This window comes from Chelatococcus sp. HY11 (assembly GCF_018398335.1).
In the GTDB taxonomy this organism is placed as follows: domain Bacteria; phylum Pseudomonadota; class Alphaproteobacteria; order Rhizobiales; family Beijerinckiaceae; genus Chelatococcus.
The window spans coordinates 3,292,725-3,313,281 of sequence record NZ_JAHBRX010000001.1; the positions used below are offsets into that span (position 1 = coordinate 3,292,725).

The 20,557-nt window shown below is 64.4% G+C and carries 16 protein-coding genes; 10 read left to right on the forward strand and 6 right to left on the reverse strand.

All coding sequences use genetic code 11. From position 1 onward, the window contains the following. Positions 1 to 82: 82 nt before the first annotated feature. Entirely contained in the window at positions 83 to 1,018 is a 936-nt protein-coding gene (locus KIO74_RS15010; RefSeq protein ID WP_213332645.1) for an alpha/beta hydrolase, read from the reverse strand. A 218-nt stretch (positions 1,019 to 1,236) separates the two neighbouring features. Here KIO74_RS15010 and KIO74_RS15015 point away from each other — a divergent pair, with 218 nt between their 5' ends. Continuing rightward, positions 1,237 to 2,361, forward strand: a complete 1,125-nt coding sequence (locus tag KIO74_RS15015) for an Ldh family oxidoreductase (RefSeq protein ID WP_213332646.1) — start codon at positions 1,237 to 1,239, stop codon at positions 2,359 to 2,361. A gap of 52 nt (positions 2,362 to 2,413) precedes the next feature. Here the strand turns inward: KIO74_RS15015 and KIO74_RS15020 are convergent, their stop codons facing one another. Both KIO74_RS15020 and argH read right to left on the reverse strand, forming a co-directional pair. Beyond that, positions 2,414 to 3,622 (reverse strand): TIGR03862 family flavoprotein, encoded by a 1,209-nt coding sequence (locus KIO74_RS15020; RefSeq protein ID WP_213335343.1) that lies wholly within the window; start codon positions 3,620 to 3,622, stop codon positions 2,414 to 2,416. 23 nt (positions 3,623 to 3,645) lie between these two features. Next, positions 3,646 to 5,010 (reverse strand): argininosuccinate lyase, encoded by a 1,365-nt coding sequence (argH, locus tag KIO74_RS15025; protein WP_213335346.1) that lies wholly within the window; start codon positions 5,008 to 5,010, stop codon positions 3,646 to 3,648. A gap of 743 nt (positions 5,011 to 5,753) precedes the next feature. Here argH and KIO74_RS15030 point away from each other — a divergent pair. From KIO74_RS15030 to KIO74_RS15050, 5 genes are all read left to right on the forward strand, one after another. Next, positions 5,754 to 6,872, forward strand: a complete 1,119-nt coding sequence (locus tag KIO74_RS15030; protein ID WP_213332647.1) for a hypothetical protein — start codon at positions 5,754 to 5,756, stop codon at positions 6,870 to 6,872. A 101-nt stretch (positions 6,873 to 6,973) separates the two neighbouring features. Further along, a complete protein-coding gene (locus tag KIO74_RS15035; protein WP_213332648.1) occupies positions 6,974 to 8,476 on the forward strand; it encodes a glycosyltransferase family protein in 1,503 nt (500 codons plus the stop codon). Continuing rightward, positions 8,473 to 9,186, forward strand: a complete 714-nt coding sequence (locus KIO74_RS15040) for a hypothetical protein (RefSeq protein WP_213332649.1) — start codon at positions 8,473 to 8,475, stop codon at positions 9,184 to 9,186. Before KIO74_RS15035 ends, KIO74_RS15040 begins: the two co-directional genes overlap by 4 nt. Further along, a complete protein-coding gene (locus tag KIO74_RS15045) occupies positions 9,186 to 11,441 on the forward strand; it encodes a glycosyltransferase (RefSeq protein WP_213332650.1) in 2,256 nt (751 codons plus the stop codon). The genes KIO74_RS15040 and KIO74_RS15045 overlap by 1 nt, the downstream gene beginning before the upstream one ends. Positions 11,442 to 11,698: 257 nt before the next feature. Then, positions 11,699 to 12,631 carry an AEC family transporter gene (locus KIO74_RS15050; RefSeq protein WP_213332651.1) on the forward strand — a complete coding sequence of 311 codons (933 nt, stop codon included), beginning with the start codon at positions 11,699 to 11,701 and terminating at the stop codon, positions 12,629 to 12,631. A gap of 9 nt (positions 12,632 to 12,640) precedes the next feature. On the opposite strand, the gene fabI is transcribed toward KIO74_RS15050, so the two are convergent. The 3 genes from fabI to fabA all read right to left on the reverse strand — a co-directional run bounded on the left by fabI (position 12,641) and on the right by fabA (position 15,603). Continuing rightward, on the reverse strand, positions 12,641 to 13,498 hold the full coding sequence (fabI, locus tag KIO74_RS15055; protein WP_249731003.1) for an enoyl-ACP reductase FabI: 858 nt from the start codon (positions 13,496 to 13,498) through the stop codon (positions 12,641 to 12,643). Between the two features lie 240 nt (positions 13,499 to 13,738). Then, positions 13,739 to 14,956 (reverse strand): beta-ketoacyl-ACP synthase I, encoded by a 1,218-nt coding sequence (gene fabB / locus KIO74_RS15060; RefSeq protein ID WP_213332652.1) that lies wholly within the window; start codon positions 14,954 to 14,956, stop codon positions 13,739 to 13,741. A 122-nt stretch (positions 14,957 to 15,078) separates the two neighbouring features. Then, positions 15,079 to 15,603 carry a 3-hydroxyacyl-[acyl-carrier-protein] dehydratase FabA gene (fabA, locus tag KIO74_RS15065; protein ID WP_213332653.1) on the reverse strand — a complete coding sequence of 175 codons (525 nt, stop codon included), beginning with the start codon at positions 15,601 to 15,603 and terminating at the stop codon, positions 15,079 to 15,081. Positions 15,604 to 15,953: 350 nt separating this feature from the next. On the opposite strand from fabA, the gene irrA reads away from it, so the two are divergent. From irrA to otsA, 4 genes are read left to right on the forward strand one after another with little or no spacing between them, the layout of a single operon-like run. Next, entirely contained in the window at positions 15,954 to 16,457 is a 504-nt protein-coding gene (gene irrA, locus KIO74_RS15070) for an iron response transcriptional regulator IrrA (protein WP_213332654.1), read from the forward strand. 44 nt (positions 16,458 to 16,501) lie between these two features. Further along, positions 16,502 to 17,323: a trehalose-phosphatase gene (gene otsB / locus KIO74_RS15075; RefSeq protein ID WP_213332655.1), complete on the forward strand. Its 822-nt coding sequence runs from the start codon at positions 16,502 to 16,504 to the stop codon at positions 17,321 to 17,323. Beyond that, positions 17,320 to 19,158 (forward strand): glycoside hydrolase family 15 protein, encoded by a 1,839-nt coding sequence (locus KIO74_RS15080; RefSeq protein WP_213332656.1) that lies wholly within the window; start codon positions 17,320 to 17,322, stop codon positions 19,156 to 19,158. The genes otsB and KIO74_RS15080 overlap by 4 nt, the downstream gene beginning before the upstream one ends. Next, on the forward strand, positions 19,155 to 20,549 hold the full coding sequence (otsA, locus tag KIO74_RS15085; protein WP_213332657.1) for an alpha,alpha-trehalose-phosphate synthase (UDP-forming): 1,395 nt from the start codon (positions 19,155 to 19,157) through the stop codon (positions 20,547 to 20,549). The genes KIO74_RS15080 and otsA overlap by 4 nt, the downstream gene beginning before the upstream one ends. Positions 20,550 to 20,557: the final 8 nt, after the last annotated feature.

Below are 20,557 nucleotides of genomic sequence, written 5' to 3' on the forward strand. Positions count from 1 at the left end.
AATGCACAGCGCTCCGCGCCCCTCGCCTGTTCTGTGCGCGGGTGAAATAGCCTTTTTCCACCGCAACGCAAACTGTCCAATGTCAGGTGGCCCACCGGCCAGCGAGATAGGATCCTGCGTCGGCCAGGGCCTTGTCAGCTGCTGGAAGTTCGGCAGCCATGCGCAGAAAGCCGTGCACGACGCCGGGAATCACATCGAGACGGAAGCTCACGCCGGCTTCCGCCAACCCGGAGCTCAAGGCCAAGGTGTCGTCGAGCAGGGGATCAAGCCCCGCCGCGTTCAGATAAAGCGGAGGCAATCCCTCCAGCTTGGCACGCAGCGGCGCCGCGAGCGAATCGGTGTCCTGCGGCAGCGAGCCGAGGAAATTGCCCCAATACCACTGCATGCTCGCCGTGGAGAGGAGATAGGTGCCATCCCCGAGGCGCGCGTGGCTCGCCGTGCCATGGTCCGGCGCGTAGCAGCCATAGAACAGGGCAGCGGTACCAAGTTGCGGCAAGCCGGCGTCCCGCCGCGCCAACAGGGCCGCGAGCGCGAGATTCGCACCGGCTGAATCGCCCGCGACAGCAATCCGCGATGCGTCGACAGCCCGTCCAAGCCCTCCCTCCTCGACGAAGCGGATGGTGGCAAGAACGTCCTCCAGGGGCTTGGGGAAGGGATGCTCCGGCGCCAGGCGGTAGTCGACGCCGAGTATCGCGGCGCCTGATCGCAAGGCGAGCCTGCGCATCGTGCCGTCGTGTGTCTCAACCGAGCCGAACGTCCAGCCGCCGCCATGCGCGTAAACCACCACCGGCGCGTCATCGGCGGCTGTCGGCCGGTAGAGCCTGGCGCGAAGCGGACCGTCTCCACCGGGCAGTTCCAGATCCTTGACCGAGGCGAGCGGCGGCGGCGCCCGATTGAATGGCTCGTGTCCGGCGGTAAAGATCGCGCGCGCTTCGTCCATGGGCATGGTGCGGTAATCAACAGCGGGCGCTGCCTTGATGCGCTCAAGAATCGGAACGAGGTCAGGATCGACTGTCACGGGACAGGCCTTTCGCGGCATGGAGAGGCGCGGGGAAATCCCGCGCCGAGGGGGTCAGCAGGGCGCGCATAATCAACGCTGGCGAGAACAAGCGTCAAGACCGTGTCGAGGCTAACATGTCACCTGTCCAAAAGGCGCTTGCTGCCGGGGCGGCCCGCGGGCTATCAGCGACAGGGGTGAAGTTCGACACGATATCAAGGTCGAGGATAAGCGGCACTATGGACCAGAACGACCACTCCCATCTCAATCCCGCAAAGGGCTACAGCGCCATCAACGCGGAGCCGCGCGTGCGGCCTGACGAACTGGCGGCGTTTGTCGAAAACGTCTTTCTGCGGATCGGCATGGACGAAGCCAGTTCAAAGGCCGTGACACGCGTGATGATGCACGGTAGCCGGCTCGGCGTGGACAGCCACGGCGTTCGCCTGCTGGCTCACTACATCAAGGAAATCGACGGCAACTGCATCAACAAGCAGCCCAAGCCGAAGTTCACGCGGACGCGGCCAGGCGCGGGCGTTCTGGATGGCGACAACGGCCACGGTGGCTTCGTGGCGACGGTGGCGATGGATCATGCCATAGCACTCGCCCGCGAGGCCGGCATCGGCGCGGTCGCGGTCCAGCGATCCAATCATTTCGGAGCCGCGGGGGCATACCCCATGCAGGCCGTCGAGGCGGGATTGATCGGCTTGTCCACCTGCAATACCGACGCCTTCGTCCATCTGCACGGGAGCAAACTGCCGTTCCACGGCACCAATCCCTTCGCGATCGGCGCGCCAGTCGCGGGGCAACGGCCCTGGCTGCTCGATTTCGCCACCAGCTCCATTCCCGTCAACCGGGTCATGCTCTATCGCTCGCTCGGCATCGGCGTGCCTCCTGACACGGCCGTCGACAGCGAGGGCAAGCCGACTACGGATTCCCAGCGTGCGACGGGCTTGCTGCCCCTCGGCGGCACCCTCTTCGGCTTCAAGGGAGCCGGCCTCGGGGGCCTTGCCGAGGTCCTCTCCGCCGCGTTGACTGGCATGCGCGCCAGCGTGGACATTCCTGCCTGGGACAGTGTCGGGAAGCCTCGCGAACTCGGCCAGTTCGTGCTGGCCATCGATCCGGAGGCTTTCGTGCCACGCGCGGTCTATGATGGAATCATGACCGGCTATCTGGCGTCGCTGCGCGGCATGGAGCCGGCGGAAGGCGCCGAGCCACCGATGGCGCCCGGAGATCGGGAATGGCGCATTGAGGAAGAGCGCAAGCTCAACGGCATTCCGATCGATCCCGCCACGTTCAGGGTTTTCGCGGAGGCCGGCGAACGGTTTGGTCTGACGCCGCCCAAGGTGCTTCAGGGAAACGCGTGAAGCACCAATGGAGCGGCTCTAGCGCCTTCGGGAAGCCAAACCTCCCGTATGGCTATGGCTTGAGATAGGCGTCCACACCCTCAGCCGCCGCGACAGCCGTCGAGAACGTCGCCTGAAGGAGGTAGCCGCCTGTCGGTGCCTCCCAATCCAGCATCTCGCCGACGGCAAAGACACCCGGAAGGCGGCGCAGCATGAAATGCTCGTCGAGCTCCGAGAGGGCGATGCCGCCCGCCGTCGAGATCGCCCGTTCGATGGGATGGGCACCGTCCAGCACGAGTGGCAACGCCTTGATATGCCGCGCCAAGGCCTCGGGTGTCTGCGGGAAAGGCCCCTTGGGCTCCCTGAGCAGCGCCGTTGCCACCGGCGAAAGCGCCGCCGCCTTGCGCAGGTGATTCGAGAGGGACTGACTGCCCCGCGACCGGCTGAGCCTGCGCGCAAGTTCATCAACCGTGAGATCTGGCCGCAGGTCGACCACGAGCATCGCCTTACCGAAACGCGAGATCTCATCGCGCAGGCTATCCGCGAGCGCATAGACCGCCCCGCCTTCAATGCCAAGGCGAGTGACGACAGCCTCTCCACGCACGCGCCGGCTTCCCGTCATCAACGCAATTCGCTTGACCGGCACGCCCGAAAAGCGCTCGCTCATGTGGCTCGACCAGGCAACGGCAAAGCCGCAGTTGGCGGGCTGGAACGATGCCACGGCGACACCCGCCTCGGCGAGTGGCCCGCGCCAGCTGCCGTCACTGCCCAGGCGCGGCCAGCTCGCTCCACCCAGAGCCAGTAAGGTCGCGTCGGCCGCGAAGGCGGCCTGCTCGCCGTCCGGCCCCTCGATCAACGGCCGGCGCACCTCGTCGAAGCCACGCCAGCTGTGGCGCAATCTGATCTCGACGCCCAAGCCGTTGAGCCGTGCGAGCCAGGCTCGCAGCAGCGGCGAGGCCTTCATGGCTCGTGGGAAGACGCGCCCGCTCGAGCCCACGAAGGTCTCGATGCCGAGATCGGTCGCCCAATTGCGCAGGTCCGTTGGCGAGAACCGCTCAAGCGCCGGCTTCACCCATGCTTCCGAGCGGCCGTATCGCTTCAGGAAGAGCGCCAGCGGTTCGCTATGGGTGATGTTGAGGCCGCCACGCCCCGCCATCAGGAACTTGCGAGCCGGGCTTGGCATGCGCTCGAAAATGGTGACGGCATGGCCCTTAAGGGCCAAACGCTCCGCCGCCATCAAGCCGCCAGGGCCGGCACCGATAATCGCCACACTTTTTGACATGGAGGGGCTGGTCTGCGCCTTGCTCAGAGTTTGCTCTTCCACCAGGCGATCTGCTCGGCCACACGGGCAGGAGCCGTGCCGCCAAAGCTGGTACGCGATTTCACCGAATTATCGACCCCGAGCACGTCATAGACCGCTGCGGTTATGCGCGGCTCAACCGCCGTGAAGGCCTTGAGAGGCAGATCCTCCAGGTCGACGCTCTGCCGTTCGGCTTCCGCCACCAGCCGGCCGGTGACGTGGTGGGCATCGCGGAAGGGCATGTCGAGCGCGCGCACCAGCCAATCGGCGAGGTCCGTGGCGGTGGAAAAGCCAGCACCGGCGGCGGCGGCCATGCGGCCTTCGTCGACGGTAAGATCCTCGATCATTCCGGCCGTAGCCGCCAGCGCGAGTTCGAGGGTATCGACCGCATCGAACAGCCGTTCCTTATCTTCCTGCATATCCTTGGAATAGGCGAGCGGCAGCCCCTTCATCACGGTGAGGAGGCCCATCAGCGCGCCGAAGATGCGTCCCGTCTTGGCGCGCACGAGCTCGGCCGCGTCGGGGTTCTTCTTCTGCGGCATGATGCTGGAGCCCGTCGTCCAGCGGTCCGAAAGACGCACGAAGGCGAACTGCGGCGTCATCCACACCACGAGCTCCTCGGCGAGGCGCGACAGGTGGACGGCGGCAATCGCGGCAACCGTCATGTATTCCAGAAGGGAATCCCGGTCCGACACCGAATCCAGCGAATTGCGCGTCGGCCCGTCAAAGCCGAGCGCCTTCGCCGTCATGTGCCTGTCGATGGGGAAGGATGTGCCCGCGAGAGCAGCCGCGCCCAGGGGGCATTCGTTCAGCCGCTTCCGGGAATCGCGCATGCGGCTTCGGTCGCGTCCGATCATCTCGACGTAAGCCATGAGATGGTGTCCGAACGTCACCGGCTGGGCGCTTTGGAGATGCGTGAAGCCGGGCATCACCGTCGCCACATGGCGCTCTGCCTGCGTGACAAGGGCGCGCATCAACACGGTGAAGCCGGCGTCGGCGCGATCATGCGCGTCACGCACGAACAGGCGGATGTCGGTCGCAACCTGGTCATTGCGGCTCCGCGCGGTATGCAGCCGGCCGGCCGCCGGCCCGGCGATCTCGCGCAGCCGCGCCTCGACATTCATATGAATGTCTTCGAGGGCCGTGGAAAAGGCGAAGCGCCCCTCGGTGATCTCCTCACGGACGGCCTCGAGACCCGCATGGATCGCGTCGCGATCCGCCTCGGTGATGATGCCCGTCGCGGCAAGCATGTCGCTATGGGCAAGGGAGCCCGTGATATCCTCGCCGGCGAGGCGCTTGTCGAACCCGATCGAGACGTTGATCGCCTCCATCAGCGCGCTCGGCGAGGTGGAAAATCGCCCGCCCCACATGGCGTTGCCGCCACTTGAGCCATCCGTATCCGCAGCCCCAGGCGTTGCGTTCGGTCCATTCGTATCGCGGGTCAATCTCACAACCTCAATTTCTCGTTCGCACCCGGCTCGATAAGATCGTCGCCGGGCGAAGGTCGCGGGCGAAGCCCACAACCCCCGCAAGGGCATCATGAAACGCAGGCATTTTCCACCAGGATTTCTGAACCCGGGCGAAGAATGCGTGCGATGGCAGGATCGCGCCTGACGTCGAAAGCTCCATCGACACCAGCGCGCGACATAAGCCAGCCTTGCAATGTTCGCAAGGCGCCACTTGCCTCGCTCGACCGGCACGATACGCCACACCGCCCGCGCATTTCGCAAGCGCCCTCAGCGCGCAAGGGTTCCATAAAACGCCTAAGATCAGAGAATTGCTATCGATATACGACTTTTCCCTCTTCTCATCTATCGCGCAAGATATCAATTTCGATTCATCAGGCGCCACTTTGTAAGAAGTACGATTGATTATAAATTAAACTTAGAACCCATCACCGAAATAAATGAAGAACTATATTGATTTTTTTCTTCACTATTAGCAGTATATTAACCTCGATTGCATATACCGTTACCTTATTTATTCATTTTTTATTCATTCCTAAAATGAGATTGCCGTGGTTGCTCGCGAGCCTTCAGCGTGCACGCCTCGATCGGAGCGGCGTGCGACCAAAACAGAGAAAGTGCCGCGCTCAAGCCGGCGTCGCCTGGCCTTGGCTGAACTGGCCCAAGCTGAGTTGGCCCAAGCTGAGTTGGCCCCGGCCGAAGCCGCCAGCGATCCGGTTATCGCCGCCGTGGAGCAAAGCCCGGATGTCGTTACAGCGCTAACGAGCCAGGATCCCATTGCGGAACCCGCCTCCGCTTGCCACATCGTCGAAGGTATCGGTGGACGCGCCCTGAGCCGTCATCTGGCGTCCCCCGTGCCAGCCGCGCGCATCCATCTCGATCTCAGCACGTTGACTGATGGTGATGAGAGTGCGCGGCTCGTCGAAGCGTGCCTTCGCAGCGCCGAACTCTCCAGCGCCGTTCTGATGGACGGCCCCCTGGCGCGAAGCGTCGCTGGAGCCCTGGTCCAGCGTGTTCCCGGGGTCGACGTCCTTTACATTCTCAATTCAGGGATCTGCTGGCAGTCCGGCGGCTGGAACGCCCTACGCGATCTCGTCGCCTTGCAGCGGCGCGCCGCCGGTCGGTTCAAACTCCTCACCATCGACGATGCGCTGACGGGGATCGTCACCGCTCTCGGCGGCTCGGCCATACCGTGCCGACTCAAGCCCGCGACGGCGCGCAGGCGGCCGCGCATGGGGCGTGTCGCTCTCCTCATCGGGCGCGGTACTGGAGAGACGCCCTCCCATGGCCACATCGCCGCGACGGCCGCCATCGCGGCGGCGGAGGTCGGCGACCGCGTCGGGGCTATTTTCGTCCCCGAGGAGCTGGGCCATCTGACGGCGCTGCTGAAATCCTTCGGACTGGGAAAGCGGCTCCTCCCGTATCTCGCTATCGAGGATGCGCTCGCGCGGCTTGCCGGCACGCCTGTCGTTTATGTTGCGCCCTTTCCAGACGGTGTCGTTGATCTGGAGGCGCTGGTCGTTCTGGATCAGGGCGGACTTGTCCTTGTCGGGCCCGGCGCGGTCCCGCTGCCCGAGACGGTCGTCGGGACGATGAGCTCCCCTTACTGGGACCAGGCTGACGAATTCGGCGCGATGTTGTGTTCGCTCGCGCGCAACTACCACGCACAATGGGCGATGCTGCACGACAGCATCCAGCAGGCCGCGCAAACCAGTCTCATCACGACGGACGCGGTCTCTCGCTTCCTGATAGCGCCGGCGGCCTGACGATGACCGGCCCCCTTTCCCTTATCCGCCGCTTCACCAGGCGCTTACCGGGACGCGCGGTTCCTCCAGCGTCGCTGGCCAGCCTGAAGGTGGCGCGAGCAATGCGTCCGGCGCCTGACGAGACCCTCGTCATGCCTGTGCCGTCGCTCCTGGCACGCTGGCTGCCAGACGAACCGGTCATCGTCACCGGCGCCACCACCGCGCTTGGCAAGCCGGTCGATCTCGCGGCGCTAGCCCTGCCGACCGGCGGCGAGCGCATCCGTAACCTGCGCATCGGCCACGGCGTCCGCGTCCCCCTCGCCATTCGCCTCGTGGCCGGAGACGTGCTGCATTTGCCTTTCACAGGGGGCGAGGTGGAGCTGCTGAGCCATCCCCATGCGGGCCTGGTCCGTGTCGAGGCGGCCGATGCCCCGCCACTGACCGCCACGCTCGACGACGATACGGCCCGCCCGGTGAGCATTGGCGCGGCGCGGCGCACGGCACGGACCAGCCAGCGCCGAACGAGCGCGCGTCATCTGCGCCTCAAGGCATTGGAAAGTGCCCTTGATCGCCACATCGCAACAGCGATGGCCGCGCCCACCCATTCCGACGCCCAGGCGGTCACGCTGGCTCTCTATACGCCGCGATGGCGCGGACCAGCGGCCTCCACCGTCAATCTCTTCAATCGCTCCTTGCCCATTCCCGTCGATGACAGCCATCCAGAGGATCTCTCGGCGGCGGAGATCGAGACCTGTGCCGCACGCATAGCCTATCTGCCCATCGACAGGCTGGTGATGTCGGGTTGCGATCCCTCCATGCGCAGACTGCTCGAAGCCATTCACCGCCGGCGTCCTATCGAGACCGACCTGCTTTGGCATTCGAGCTTTCTGCAAATGGGTGAGCCCGCGGATTGGGGTTTGCTGCGCATGTGGCTCGACGCGGCCAGTACCGGCCATATCCGCCGCATCGGGGTGGTGAAGCGAGGACTCGACGGTTTCCTGCGCTCACTCGGCTTCAATGCGACCTTCGTTCAGAATCGCATCGCCGTCGACCCAGCCACCGTCCGTCCGACCACCGCGCACGATGCCGCCGGCATCTGGCTGTCCGGCTCGTCGCACTATCGCAAGCTGCCTTATGCCACGCTGCTCGCCCTCTCCGAACTCCGCCATGTGACAGTCAGCGGTGCTGGTTTCGACAACCGCGCCCTGGCCTTGATCGAGGAGCTTGGCCTCAGCGCAGGCGACATCTCTCCCGAGCCACTGGCGCCCGAGGACCTCAAGGCGGCCCTGCGAAAGACGGCGATCACCCTTTCCATCACGACCTCGGAATGCCTGCCCATGTTGCCTCTCGAGAGTTTAGCCGAGGGCGTGCCCTGCCTGATCGGCCCCTCCTGCCACCTGTTTCGCGACCATCCGGATCTGCGGGCCGCTTACGTCGCCGATCGACCGGGCCAACCGCATTATCTAGCCGGCAAGATACGTGATGCCCTGGCCGCGACGGACGAACTTTTTCCAAAGCTTACGACCTACATGAGCGCCTGGAACGAGGCTTCCATCGCCAGCGTCGATGCCCTGCTCTGCGGACATCCGCCGCGCTCCACGGCAAACCGGGGAGTGCTCGTATGAGTACAGCCACCGACACCATGAAGCGGCTTTACCGCCTCATCCGCCGCATTCCGTTGGCTGGTCTGGCCGTGACCGGCGTCGTCAGGCTCTGCAAGGCGATATTTCTGCCCGCCCCGCGAAGCTTCGACGGGCTGGCCGATGAGCTGCATGTCGTCGGCGCATCCGTCCAAACACTGCGCGCCGACCTCGATCAGCTCGCGGTCATGGTCGCCGCCCTCAAGGCGGAGCAAACGGGCGACGCACCCCGTTTGCTCCGCGATACAAGGCCGATCGAACCCCTGGCGACGCCAGTGGCCGCCATTCTCGCGCGCGATGAAACGAGTGCTCCACAACAGATAGCACTCGATCTCAACACCACGGATCGCTCCACGCTGATGGCCCAGATCGCCGCCTGCGCACCAGCGGCGCTCTCGGCCGCGACGATCCCGCTGTCAGGATGCGAAACGCCGGAAGCCGTGCGCGCGCTCGCCCAGGCGCTCGGCAACGCCATGCGCGATCGGGCCGTGCTGTGCCTGCGACTCCTCGATCGGCTGTCGCTGTTCCTCGCCGCTCCCCGGGAAACCGGAGCGGGCGCCGAGGCACGGCAGCTCTCACCCCAGATCGTGCTCGAGATCTTCGAGCGTCAGGGCTGCCGGCTTATCGGACTGCGGCGCGGAATGGCCGGCGCCTGGCCAACCGTCGACCTCATCATTGAAATGCGAGAGTCGTGATGCATAGGCATGAACTTCCCACCGTCAGCGTGATCATAAATACCCTGAACCGCGCCGCCTATCTGGCGAATACCCTGGCGGCGCTCAAGCTGCAGCGTTACGCGAATTTCGAGGTCATCGTCGTCAACGGCCCGTCCGAGGACGGCACGGATGCGATCCTCGCGGCCTATGGTGACAGCATCCGGGTCGCCCGCTGCGACACCGCCAATCTCTCGGCGTCCCGCAATATCGGTGTCGGCCTCGCCTGCGGCGAGATCGTCGCTTTCCTCGACGACGACGCCATCCCCGAGCCCACATGGCTCGAAGCGCTCATCAGGCCGTTCGAGGATCCGCAGGTGGGGGCAGCCGGCGGCTTCATCCGCGATCACACGGGTGTCGGCTTCCAGGTGCGCGTCGTGACCTGCGACCGAACGGGCCGCCTCGAGACGTTCATGAGCGAGCAGTCAGCCAATCTGGATCAGCGACCCGGAGCAGACCGCGTGCTGTCGTCGACCGGCGCCAACGTGGCCTTCAGACGCGACCTCATCGTCGAGCTCGGTGGTTTCGACGAGAATTATCGCTACCTCCTGGAGGAAACCGACCTCAATTTCCGCATCATGGACGCGGGCTATCGCAATGTCGCGGTCCCCCAGGCGGAGGTGCATCACAAATACGCGCCGAGCCACATCCGCAACGCCGCGCGCATACCGCAGTCGCTTTACGCCATTTCGCGCAGCACGCATTATTTTGCCCTGCGCCACGGTCAGGATCATGTCGATCCCGCGACTGTGGAGAAGCGTCTCATCCGCTTCCGGCGGGATCGCAGCCGGGATATCGCGCTGCTCGCCCGCGAAGGCCATATCGATCTGGCCAGGAAGGCTTCGCTCGTCACGGATCTCACGCAAGGGGAAGCCGATGGCCGGGCCGCGGCGGCGCGGCCGCCCCTCACCCCGCTGACGTCTCCAGCGGCCGCCCCCATGGTGTTCAGGCCAAGCCGGCTGCGGTTCAACAGCGACAGGCTCAGGATCTGCCTGCTCTCGCAGCAATATACGTCCGGCCCCATGGGTGGCATCGGCAACTGGACTCAAACGCTGGCCGAAGGGCTCGCCGCCGAAGGCCATGAGATCTCCGTGATCGCCGATGCCGCGCCAGGCCACAGTGAAAGTGTGGACTTCGAGCATGGTGTCTTCGTGCATCGGCTGACCCACCGTCGCACCATTACCCCCTCGCGGCTGAAACTGCCATCCGCGGTGCGGCATCTGGAGCAGCGCTCGGTACGCTGTTTCGACGAGGCCATGCGCATCCATTCACTGCGCGGGCTCGACCTTGTCTCCGGGCCGATCTGGGATCTCGAACCTTTCGCCTGCCTGACGAGCGGTCTTTTGCCGACCGCCGTGTCGCTCCACACCACCTATGGCCTGGCGCGACCTCACAAGCCGGACTGGCAAGGCGGAGATGTCATCCAGCAGACGATGCTCGACGAGGTGGTCGCCGCCGAGCGCTGGATCCTGGCCAATGCCCCGTTTCTTCTGTCCAATTCGACCCCTATCATCCGGGACCTGGAGCGTGTGTACAAACTCCCCGGGCTCCTCGGACAACGTGCGACCATCGTGCCGCACGGCGTGCCCGATCGCCGCCGCCAGTCTCCGCTGCCGTCGAACGACAATGGTCGCATCACGGCGGTCTTCATCGGCCGGCTGGAGCCTCGCAAGGGTGTCGATGCGCTGCTCGCCGCCGCCCCGCATCTGCTGGATGCCGCGCCAAACCTCGATCTCGTGTTTGTGGGTGAGGATGTGCCCATAGACCAGACCGGCGCGACCCTTCGACAGCGCTTTCTCGCGAAGGCCGATCCTGAGATACAGACGCGCGTCACGTTCTGCGGAAACGTGCCGGCGGACGAACTGCGCGCCTGGTACGAGCGCGCGGATTTCATCCTCGCGCCATCGCGTTATGAATCCTTCGGGCTCGTCTATGTCGAGGCCATGATGCACGGCAAGGCCGTGATCGCCGGCGCGCGGGGCGGAGGTGCTGACATCGTCGTGCCGGGCGAGACGGGGCTTCTCGTCAATCCCGACGACATGGAGGATTTCATCGACGCGGTGGTCCAGCTGGCCTTGTCACCCCATGATCGCGAACGCATGGGGCGTGCCGGGCGCAAGCGGTATGAGGAGAACTTCAGCGTCGCCGCGATGGTCAACGGCGTCGAGGCCGCCTTCGCCCAGTGGATTCAGGCCCTGCGGTCGTTCGACCGACCCTTCGCCTGTCTGAAGACCTGAAATGCCGGGTGCAGCGCACGCCGCGGTCGCGCTGATATCTCTCGAGGGGTTGCCAGAGGTGGCCCAGCATGAGCTGACGTCGCGACGGCTTTGCGCGCGCTGCACTGGCCGGGCTCCGCGTGATCGCGTAGAGACGTCGCGTTGCCCTCGCGGCCGGGGTCTGTTCAAGACGATGCTCTTCCGATATCGCGCGCGGTGGCTCCGCAAGGGGTTGCCGCCGGAGAGCCGCTCCGCTGCGTTCATGTGGAGCCCAGCGTTTGCAGACGGTTCTGGCTACGGTCTTTCCGGTGTTCGCGTTGATCGCCCTCGGTTTCGGCGCCGCCAGGGTCAATATCCTGGCGCCGCAATCGACCGACGTGCTCAATCGCTACGTCATCTATCTCGCGCTGCCCGCCATGCTCTTCCGCGCGATGGTCCAGACCGATTGGGCGATGCTCGGCAATGGGCCGTACATCCTCTCCTTCGGCGGCGGCATGATCGCCACCTTCGCCCTGATGATGCTGTTCTCGATGCGGTCCCGCGCCAGCCTCGCCGACCGCGCCGTCAACGCGCTCGCCGCGTCCTATCCCAACACTGGCTATATGGGGCTGCCGCTCGCCCTGATGGCCTTCGGCGCGCCGAGCCTGCCGGCGGCGGCCGTCGCCATGCTGATGACGACATGTATCATCTTCGGCATCGCGATCGTCTTCATCGAGATGGACCGCGCGGCAACGCCCAACCTTGTCCATGCGCTGGCCAAGGTGGCCTGGGGCCTTTTGAAGAACCCGCTGATGCTCTCGCCCGTTCTGGGCGCCGCCTATTCCGCATCAGGAATTGGCTTGCCCGTCGCGATCGACCGCTTTCTCGAACTGCTCGGCGCCTCGGCGAGCCCCTGCGCGCTTGTCACGATCGGCCTGTTTCTCGCGGAGAGGCAGACAGCCGTTCCGCATGGCGGCGTGTGGAGCGTCGTCCTGCTCAAGCTGTTCGTCCAGCCGGCCGTCACCGGCTTCCTGGCTTTCCGTGTCTTTGAACTGCCCCATATCTGGGCGAGCACGGCGCTCCTCTTGAGCGCCCTGCCCATCGGCACCGGCCCGTTCATGCTCGCCAAATATTACAGGCTGGACGCCGGCGTGACCTCACGCGCGATCCTGCTCACCACGCTCGGTTCGGTGATAACCACATCGCTTCTGGTCGCATGGCTGGTGCCTTAGCGCGTCGGCTCAGCCCGCCTTGACGGTCTCGCCCGCCACCGCCTCGGCCACCGTTTCCGCGACTTCCTGCGCCTTGAGCACTTCAGGGCGCGGCATGGAGATGATGTTGTAGCCGGAATCCACGTAGTGAATCTCGCCCGTCACACCGGTTGACAGGTCCGACAGAAGATAGACGGCGGCGCCGCCGACCTCCTCGATGGTGACCGTGCGGCGGAGCGGCGCGTGGGCGCGCTGATAATTGAACATCAACCGCGCGTCCGCGATGCCCGCCCCCGCCAAGGTCCGAACCGGTCCAGCCGATATGGCATTGACGCGGATGCCCTCCGCGCCGAAGTCACCGGCGAGGTAGCGTACGCCTGCTTCCAGCGCGGCCTTCGCGACGCCCATCACGTTGTAGTTCGGCATCACGCGCGTCGACCCGCCGTAGGTCAAGGTGAGCATCGAGCCGCCGTTCGGCATGAGCGCCGCGGCGCGCTTGGCGATCTCCGTGAAGGAGAAGCAGGAAATCAGCATCGTGCGTGAGAAATTCTCCCGCGAGGTATCCGCGTAACGCCCCTTGAGTTCCGACTTGTCGGAAAAGGCGATCGCGTGGACGATGAAGTCAAGCGCTCCCCAGGTCTCCTTGAGGGTCGCGAAGACCGAATCCACCGATGCGAGATCCTCGACGTCGCAGGGGATGACGAGCGACGACCCCACCGATTCGGCGAGCGGCGCGACGCGCTTGCGGAGCGAATCGCCCTGGTAGGTGAACGCGAGCTCGGCGCCGTGGTCGCTCAAGGCCTTGGCGATGCCCCAGGCGATGGAATGGTCGTTGGCAACGCCCATCACGAGACCGCGTTTTCCCTGCATCAGTCCCGTGGTGACCATTCCTGACGTCCTTGTTACCGAGTAAGGCCCAACCGTGGCAGCCACAGGGGGCCGCCAGCTTCTTTGGCTATCCCGCAACGGATCGCATCGCGCGGCCGCGGCGGACAGTTAGCCTGAAACGCAAGACAAGAGCGGCGGCTCAGCTGATACTACGCCACCTGCCGCTCGCTAATCTTGATCTGAAAACCGATGTCCACAGGCGCCACGTCGGTTGAGACCCATGCGCGGCACCACCTCTCATCAGAGATCGACATGCTTCATGACGATCGTCGCGTTGGTGCCGCCGAAACCGAAGGAGTTCGACAGCACGCAGCCGAGCTTCGCATCGTCGATCCGTTTCCGGACGATCGGCATGTCAGCGAAGAGCGGATCGATTTCCTCGATATTGGCGCTCTCGCAGATGAAGCCGTTGTTCATCATGAGAAGCGAATAGATCGCCTCCTGCACGCCCGTGGCGCCGAGGGAATGGCCGGTGAGGGACTTCGTCGCCGAGATGGGGGGACATTTGTCGCCGAACACCTCGCGGATAGCCTCGATCTCCTTCTCGTCGCCGACAGGCGTCGAAGTGGCGTGCGGGTTGATGTAGTCGACCGGCACCCTCACACCGTCCAGGGCCATACGCATGCAGCGCACCGCGCCTTCGCCTGAGGGCGCGACCATGTCGTAGCCGTCAGACGTGGCGCCGTAACCGACGATTTCGGCATAAATCTTGGCACCGCGGGCTCTCGCGTGCTCGAGCTCCTCGAGGACAAGCACGCCCGCGCCGCCGGCGATGACAAAACCGTCGCGGTTTTTGTCATAGGCGCGTGACGCGACCTGCGGGCGGTCGTTGTACTTCGACGACATGGCGCCCATGGCGTCGAACAGCATCGACAGGCTCCAGTCGAGCTCCTCGCATCCACCCGCGAAGACCACGTCCTGCTTGCCCATCTGGATGGTCTCATAGGCATTGCCTATGCAGTGGTTCGAGGTCGCGCAGGCCGAGGAGATCGAATAGTTGACGCCCTTGATCTTGAACCAGGTCGCGAGCGTCGCGGAAGCCGTCGAGGACATGGCCTTCGGCACCGCGAACGGTCCGATGCGCTTCGGGCCCTTGGTGCGCGCGGTGTCGGCCGCCTCGACGAGCGTGCGTGTTGACGGGCCGCCGGAGCCCATGATGATGCCGGTGCGGATGTTGGAGACCTCGTCCGGTGCCAGCCCGGAATCGAGGATCGCCTGCTCCATGGCCACGTGGTTCCAGGCAGCCCCTTCGCCGAGGAAGCGCATGGCCCGCCGATCGACCACCTCCGCGGGATCCATCGTCGGCGCGCCATGAACCTGGCAGCGGAAACCGAGTTTGGCGTAGTCGTCCGCAAAGACGATGCCGGAGCGTGCCTCGCGCAGCGATGCAAGCACCTCCTGCGTGTTGTTGCCGATGGACGAGACGATGCCCATCCCCGTCACCACAACGCGTTTCATCGCAATATCCTCTGCCTTGCCTTCGACCTCGCGGCCATTTCTGCCCCGCGATATGGCCACTCGGCGCCGCCAAGTCCAGCCTCTTCTATCAGCCGGCTACGACGCGGCGCGCGTGACACGGGTCAGCCGCCCTGGGCGTCCGCCTGGACCTGGAACAAACCAACACGCAGATCCTGCGCGAGATAGATGCGCTTGCCGTCCGCTTCCAGCCAGCCATCGGCGATGCCCAGAACCAGCTTGGAGCGAAAAACGCGCTTCAGGTCGATTCCATAAACAACCTTCTTCACGCTCGGCAGCACCTGATCGACGAATTTCACCTCGCCAACGCCAAGCGCGCGTCCGCGCCCCGGCGCACCGAGCCAACCGAGGTAAAAGCCGACGAGTTGCCAAAGGGCATCGAGCCCAAGGCAGCCCGGCATCACGGGGTCGCCCTTGAAATGGCATGGAAAGAACCAGAGATCCGGCCTGACATCCAGCTCGGCGCGCACCAAGCCCTTGCCCGAAGCTCCACCGGTTTCCGCGATCTCCGAGATCCGATCGAACATCAGCATCGGCGGCAGAGGCAGCTGCGCATTGCCAGGGCCGAACATCTCGCCGCGGCCGCAAGCCAGAAGCTCCTCGTAGTTAAAACTGGACTGCCGCTCCATATCCTTCAGGCAACCTCTTCATCATTTCGTCATGTTTGGCTGGCTCGTTCGGAGCCGGCTCATTCAACGATGTCGTAACATACAGCCTTGATGGCCGAAAGCGGGGCTGCAGCGTTTTAGCGCAGGATGCTTGACTGCCAATCCCGCAATGAGCGGTTGTGGGGGTTTTCCAGCGCCGAATGTCGTTGTCCGCGAGCAACGTAACAGTTCGGTGCTGGATCGCCACAGCCAGGGCTGCCGGACATTTGATCGGCCCTTCCCGGGTCGCGCGGGTTGCGGCGAAAGCCTAAAGTTCTTATTGTTATAAGGTGATAGACAGAGTTGGCCCTTGAGATCTGGAAAGTGGAACGATGACGGACACCGTACAGGTCCGCGTAGCGCGCGAATCGGTTGAGACCTCGACACGCGCCGGCGGAACTCTCGCAGACCCGTCACTGCGGAAGGGCTGCCCCGTCCATGACTTGCGTGAGCATCTGCGCAAGGCGGGTCTGCGCCCGACGCGCCAGCGCATCTCGTTGGGCTGGCTGCTTTTCGCCAAGGGTGATCGGCACGTGTCCGCCGAAATGCTCTATGAGGAGGCGACACTTGCCCGCGTGCCGGTGTCGCTGGCCACCGTCTACAACACTCTCCACCAGTTCACCGAGGCTGGCCTCCTGCGGGAACTCGCGGTCGATGGATCGAAGACCTATTTCGATACCAACGTGTCCGACCATCACCACTTCTTTCTGGAGGGGGACGACACGCTCATGGATATCCCGGCGCCTGCCGTCGCGGTCAGCGATCTGCCCGAGCCGCCTCCCGGTATGGAGGTCGCGCGCGTGGACGTCATCGTTCGCCTGCGCCGAAAGGCTTGACTTTCACGCTTCCAAGCCCGGAGCCGGCCCCGGATGGAGCCGGGATGAGTATGGTGTCTGGAGAGAACAGAACAGACAATGATTCTGTCGCGGCGTCGTCGCTGCTGCGGACCGTTGTCGAAAGTCCGACCGACTACGCCCTCTTCTTCGATGTCGACGGCACGCTGATCGAGATCGCCATGTCGCCCGATGCCGTCGAGGTTCCCGCGGACCTGCCGGAGGGCTTGCGGCGCCTTTCCAGCCGCTACGGCGACGCGCTCGCTCTCCTCAGCGGGCGGTCCATCGAATGGCTCGACGGGCGCTTCGAGAACGCGGTAACCCCCATCGGCGGCTTGCATGGCCTTGAGCGGCGCGATGCCAGTGGCGCTCTGCGGCGTATCGAGGCCCCACCGATGCTGGAAGCGGCGCGGGCCACGATCATGGCAGCGCTCGACGACATGACAGGCGTCCTTGTCGAGGACAAGAATCTCTCCATCGCCTTGCATTATCGCGCCGCGCCCGAGCAGCGCCTGCCGGTGAAGCGGCTCCTGACTCGCCTCGCCGATGCCAGCGATGGGATGCTTGATGTCCTGCCGGGCAAGGCGGTGGTCGAGCTCCGCACCACAGGCGCCCACAAGGGCTCTGCCCTGATGGCCTTCATGCGCGAGGAACCCTTTGCCGGTCGCCTGCCCGTCTTCTTCGGCGATGACCGCACGGATGAGGATGCTTTTGCGGCCGCGCGCGAGAAGGGCGGTATCGCGGTCGTTATTGGCCGGCCAGCGGAGGAAGTGGGCGCCAACCTGTCCCTTCCCGATCCCGCCAGCGTTCGGAAATTCATCGCTCTGGCCGGCGCCGAGAATCTGGAGCCGGTCGGAGCGATTGCATGATATCAGACGGACTGAGCAAGCCCGCGCAGGCGGCAGCGGGCAACGATCCCCTGCCCGCGAATCTCGATCTCGGTGTCATCGGCAACAGCGCGCTGGCGGCGCTGATCGATGACAAAGCCAGCATCGTCTGGTGCTGCTATCCCCGGCTTGATGGGGACCCCGTCTTTCATGCCCTGCTCGGCAGCATCGACAAAGGTGACGGAGCTTTTTCGGTCGACATCGCGGATGTCGTCAAGACCGAGCGGCGCTATCTCCCGAATACCGCGATCCTTGAAACGCTCATCGAGACAGCCGACGGCGCGCGCGTCCGGGTGGTCGATTTCGCGCCCCGTTTCAAATTCAGCGGGCGCGTCTTCCGGCCGGCCATGCTCATGCGCCAGATCGAGCCCGTCGTCGGCGCTCCACAGGTGACGATCCGCATCAAGCCGCGCGCGGACTTTGGGCAGGTCGCGCCGGAAATCACGCGCGGATCGAACCATATCCGCTTCCGTCTCGGCGAGCAGACACTGCGGTTGACGACGGATGCCTCGCCGGGCCTTATCCTGGATGAAGTGGCCTTCGTCCTCGACAGGCCCCTCACCTTCGTGCTCGGTTCCGATGAAACCCTGAGCGAAGCGCCCGGCGCCGTCTACCGACATTTCCTCGAGGAAACGACCCAGTACTGGCGGGAATGGGTGCGCTATCTCGCCATTCCCTACGAATGGCAGGACGTTGTCATCCGCGCAGCCATCACGTTGAAGCTCTGCGCCTATGAGGAAACCGGCGGCATCGTCGCGGCCCTGACCACCTCGATCCCTGAATATGGAACGAGCGGCCGCACCTGGGATTATCGCTACTGCTGGCTACGCGATTCATTCTTCACGGTTCGCGCGCTCAATCGTCTTGGCGTGACCAAGACGATGGAAGACTTCATCAGCTATGTCGCCAATGTGGTGGCCCGCAGCGCTGACCGTGAACTGCAACCTCTGTTCGGACTGCAGTTCGAAGCCAAGATCGACGAACATACGCTGGAGGCGTTGCCCGGATATCGCGGCTACGGGCCCGTCCGGCGCGGCAATGCAGCCTATCTCCAGCGCCAGAACGACGGCTATGGCTCGGTGATCCTGGCGATCTCCCAGTGCTTCTTCGACGAACGCCTGGATGTCCGCGGGGACCTCGACCTTTTCTATCGCCTCGAGGCGTTGGGAGAACGGGCAGCTATCCTCTGGAACGAACCGGATGCCGGCCTGTGGGAATACCGGACGCTTTCCAGTGTTCACACCCATTCGGCCGCCATGTGCTGGGCCGCCTGCGATCGCCTGGCGCGCATCGCGCTGAAGCTCGAACTCACCGACCGCGCGACCTATTGGCGGGAGCACGCCGACCGGCTTCGCTCAAGAATTTTTGCGGAGGCGTGGAACGAGGAACTGCAAAGCTTCGTTTCGTCATTCGGTGGCACGGATGTTGACGCAGCCTTGCTGCTTCTGGCGGATATCGGCCTTGTGCGGGCGGATGATCCGCGTTTCCGTTCGACAGTCGAACTGATCGGAAAGCGCCTCAAGCGCGGAAACCATCTCTTCCGTTATGCCGGAGAGGATGATTTCGGAAAGCCGGAGACGGCCTTCACGATCTGTACGCTGTGGTACATCGAGGCTTTGGCCAAGATTGGCCGCGGGGCGGAAGCGCGCGAATTGTTCAAGCACGTACTCGGCCGTCGGAATAGTCTCGGCCTTCTCTCCGAAGGCATTCATGTCGAGACGGGTGAGCTTTGGGGTAACTTCCCCCAAACTTATTCGATGGTGGGACTTATTCACGCCGCCTTGTCACTGTCGCGATCCTGGGAGGAGGCCTTTTGAGCAAGCTGGTGGTCGTTTCCAACCGTGTCGGTGTCCCCACGAAAAAAAGCGGGGTCGCCGCGGGTGGACTGGCCGTGGCGCTCAACGATGTCCTGGCCGACAGGGGCGGCCTGTGGTTCGGCTGGAGCGGCAAGATCGGGGCGCCGCAAGCCGACGCGACGCTCGTGGAACATGGCAAGATTACCTATGCCCTGTGCGATCTTTCCAGCGAGGATTTCGGCGAATATTACAACGGTTTCGCCAATCGAACCCTATGGCCGCTGCTGCATTACCGGCTGGACCTGACTGAATTTGCCCGGCGTGATCTTGCCGGCTACCGCCGGGTCAACAGCTACTTCGCGGATTTGCTGATCAAGCATATCGAGCCGGACGATCTCATCTGGATCCACGACTACCATCTCATTCCACTCGCGGAGGCGCTGCGAGCACGCGGCATCAACAACCGCATCGGCTACTTCCAGCATATTCCCTGGCCCTCGCCCGACATCTTCCTCGCACTGCCGAACCATGTCGAGATCGGCCATGCCCTGACGGCCTGCGACCTCGTCGGCTTTCAGACAGAGAGGGACGCGGTGAACTTCGGCCGCTATCTGGTCGAGGAACTCGGTGCCTTCGCCCGCAAGGACCATGTCTTCTCGGTCGCCGGACGCGAGCTCAGGACTGGGGTCTATCCCGTGGGTATCGACAGGCTCGGCTTCGCCAAGATGGCCAAGCGCGCCAGCCGCTCGCGTTTCGTCACCGAGGTCGCGGAGAGCCTGAACGGCCGGCCCATGCTCATGGGGGTCGATCGTCTCGACTATTCCAAGGGGCTCACGCAGCGGCTCGATGCCTTCGAGCGCATGCTGGAAAAAGCGCCGGAATGGCGGGGCCACGTCACTTTCCTGCAGATCACCCCACGGAGTCGCGGGGATATCCCGGAATACGCGGCCATGCAGCGCGCCCTCGGTGAGACGGCTGGTCGCGTCAACGGGCGTTATGGCGAAGCGAACTGGACCCCGATCCGTTACGTCAACCGCTCCCATACGCGGCTTGAACTGGCGGGCCTTTATCGCGTCGCCAAGGTCGGGGTCGTGACACCCCTTCGCGATGGCATGAATCTCGTCGCCAAGGAATATGTGGCGGCGCAGGACCCGGAGGATCCCGGCGTGCTGGTGATCTCGCGCTTCGCCGGCGCCGCCAGCGTTCTTGACGGCGCTCTGGTGGTCAATCCCTATGACATGGATGGCACCGCCAACGCACTGAGCCAAGCCCTCGCGATGCCGCTGGAGGAGCGCCAGCAACGCTGGCAATCCATGTGGGATCGACTCGAGACCACGGACATCGCTGACTGGGCGCCGCACTTCCTGAGCGCGCTCGAACATGTATCCCATCGCCGGCGCGTGCCCTGGTAGGGGAATCG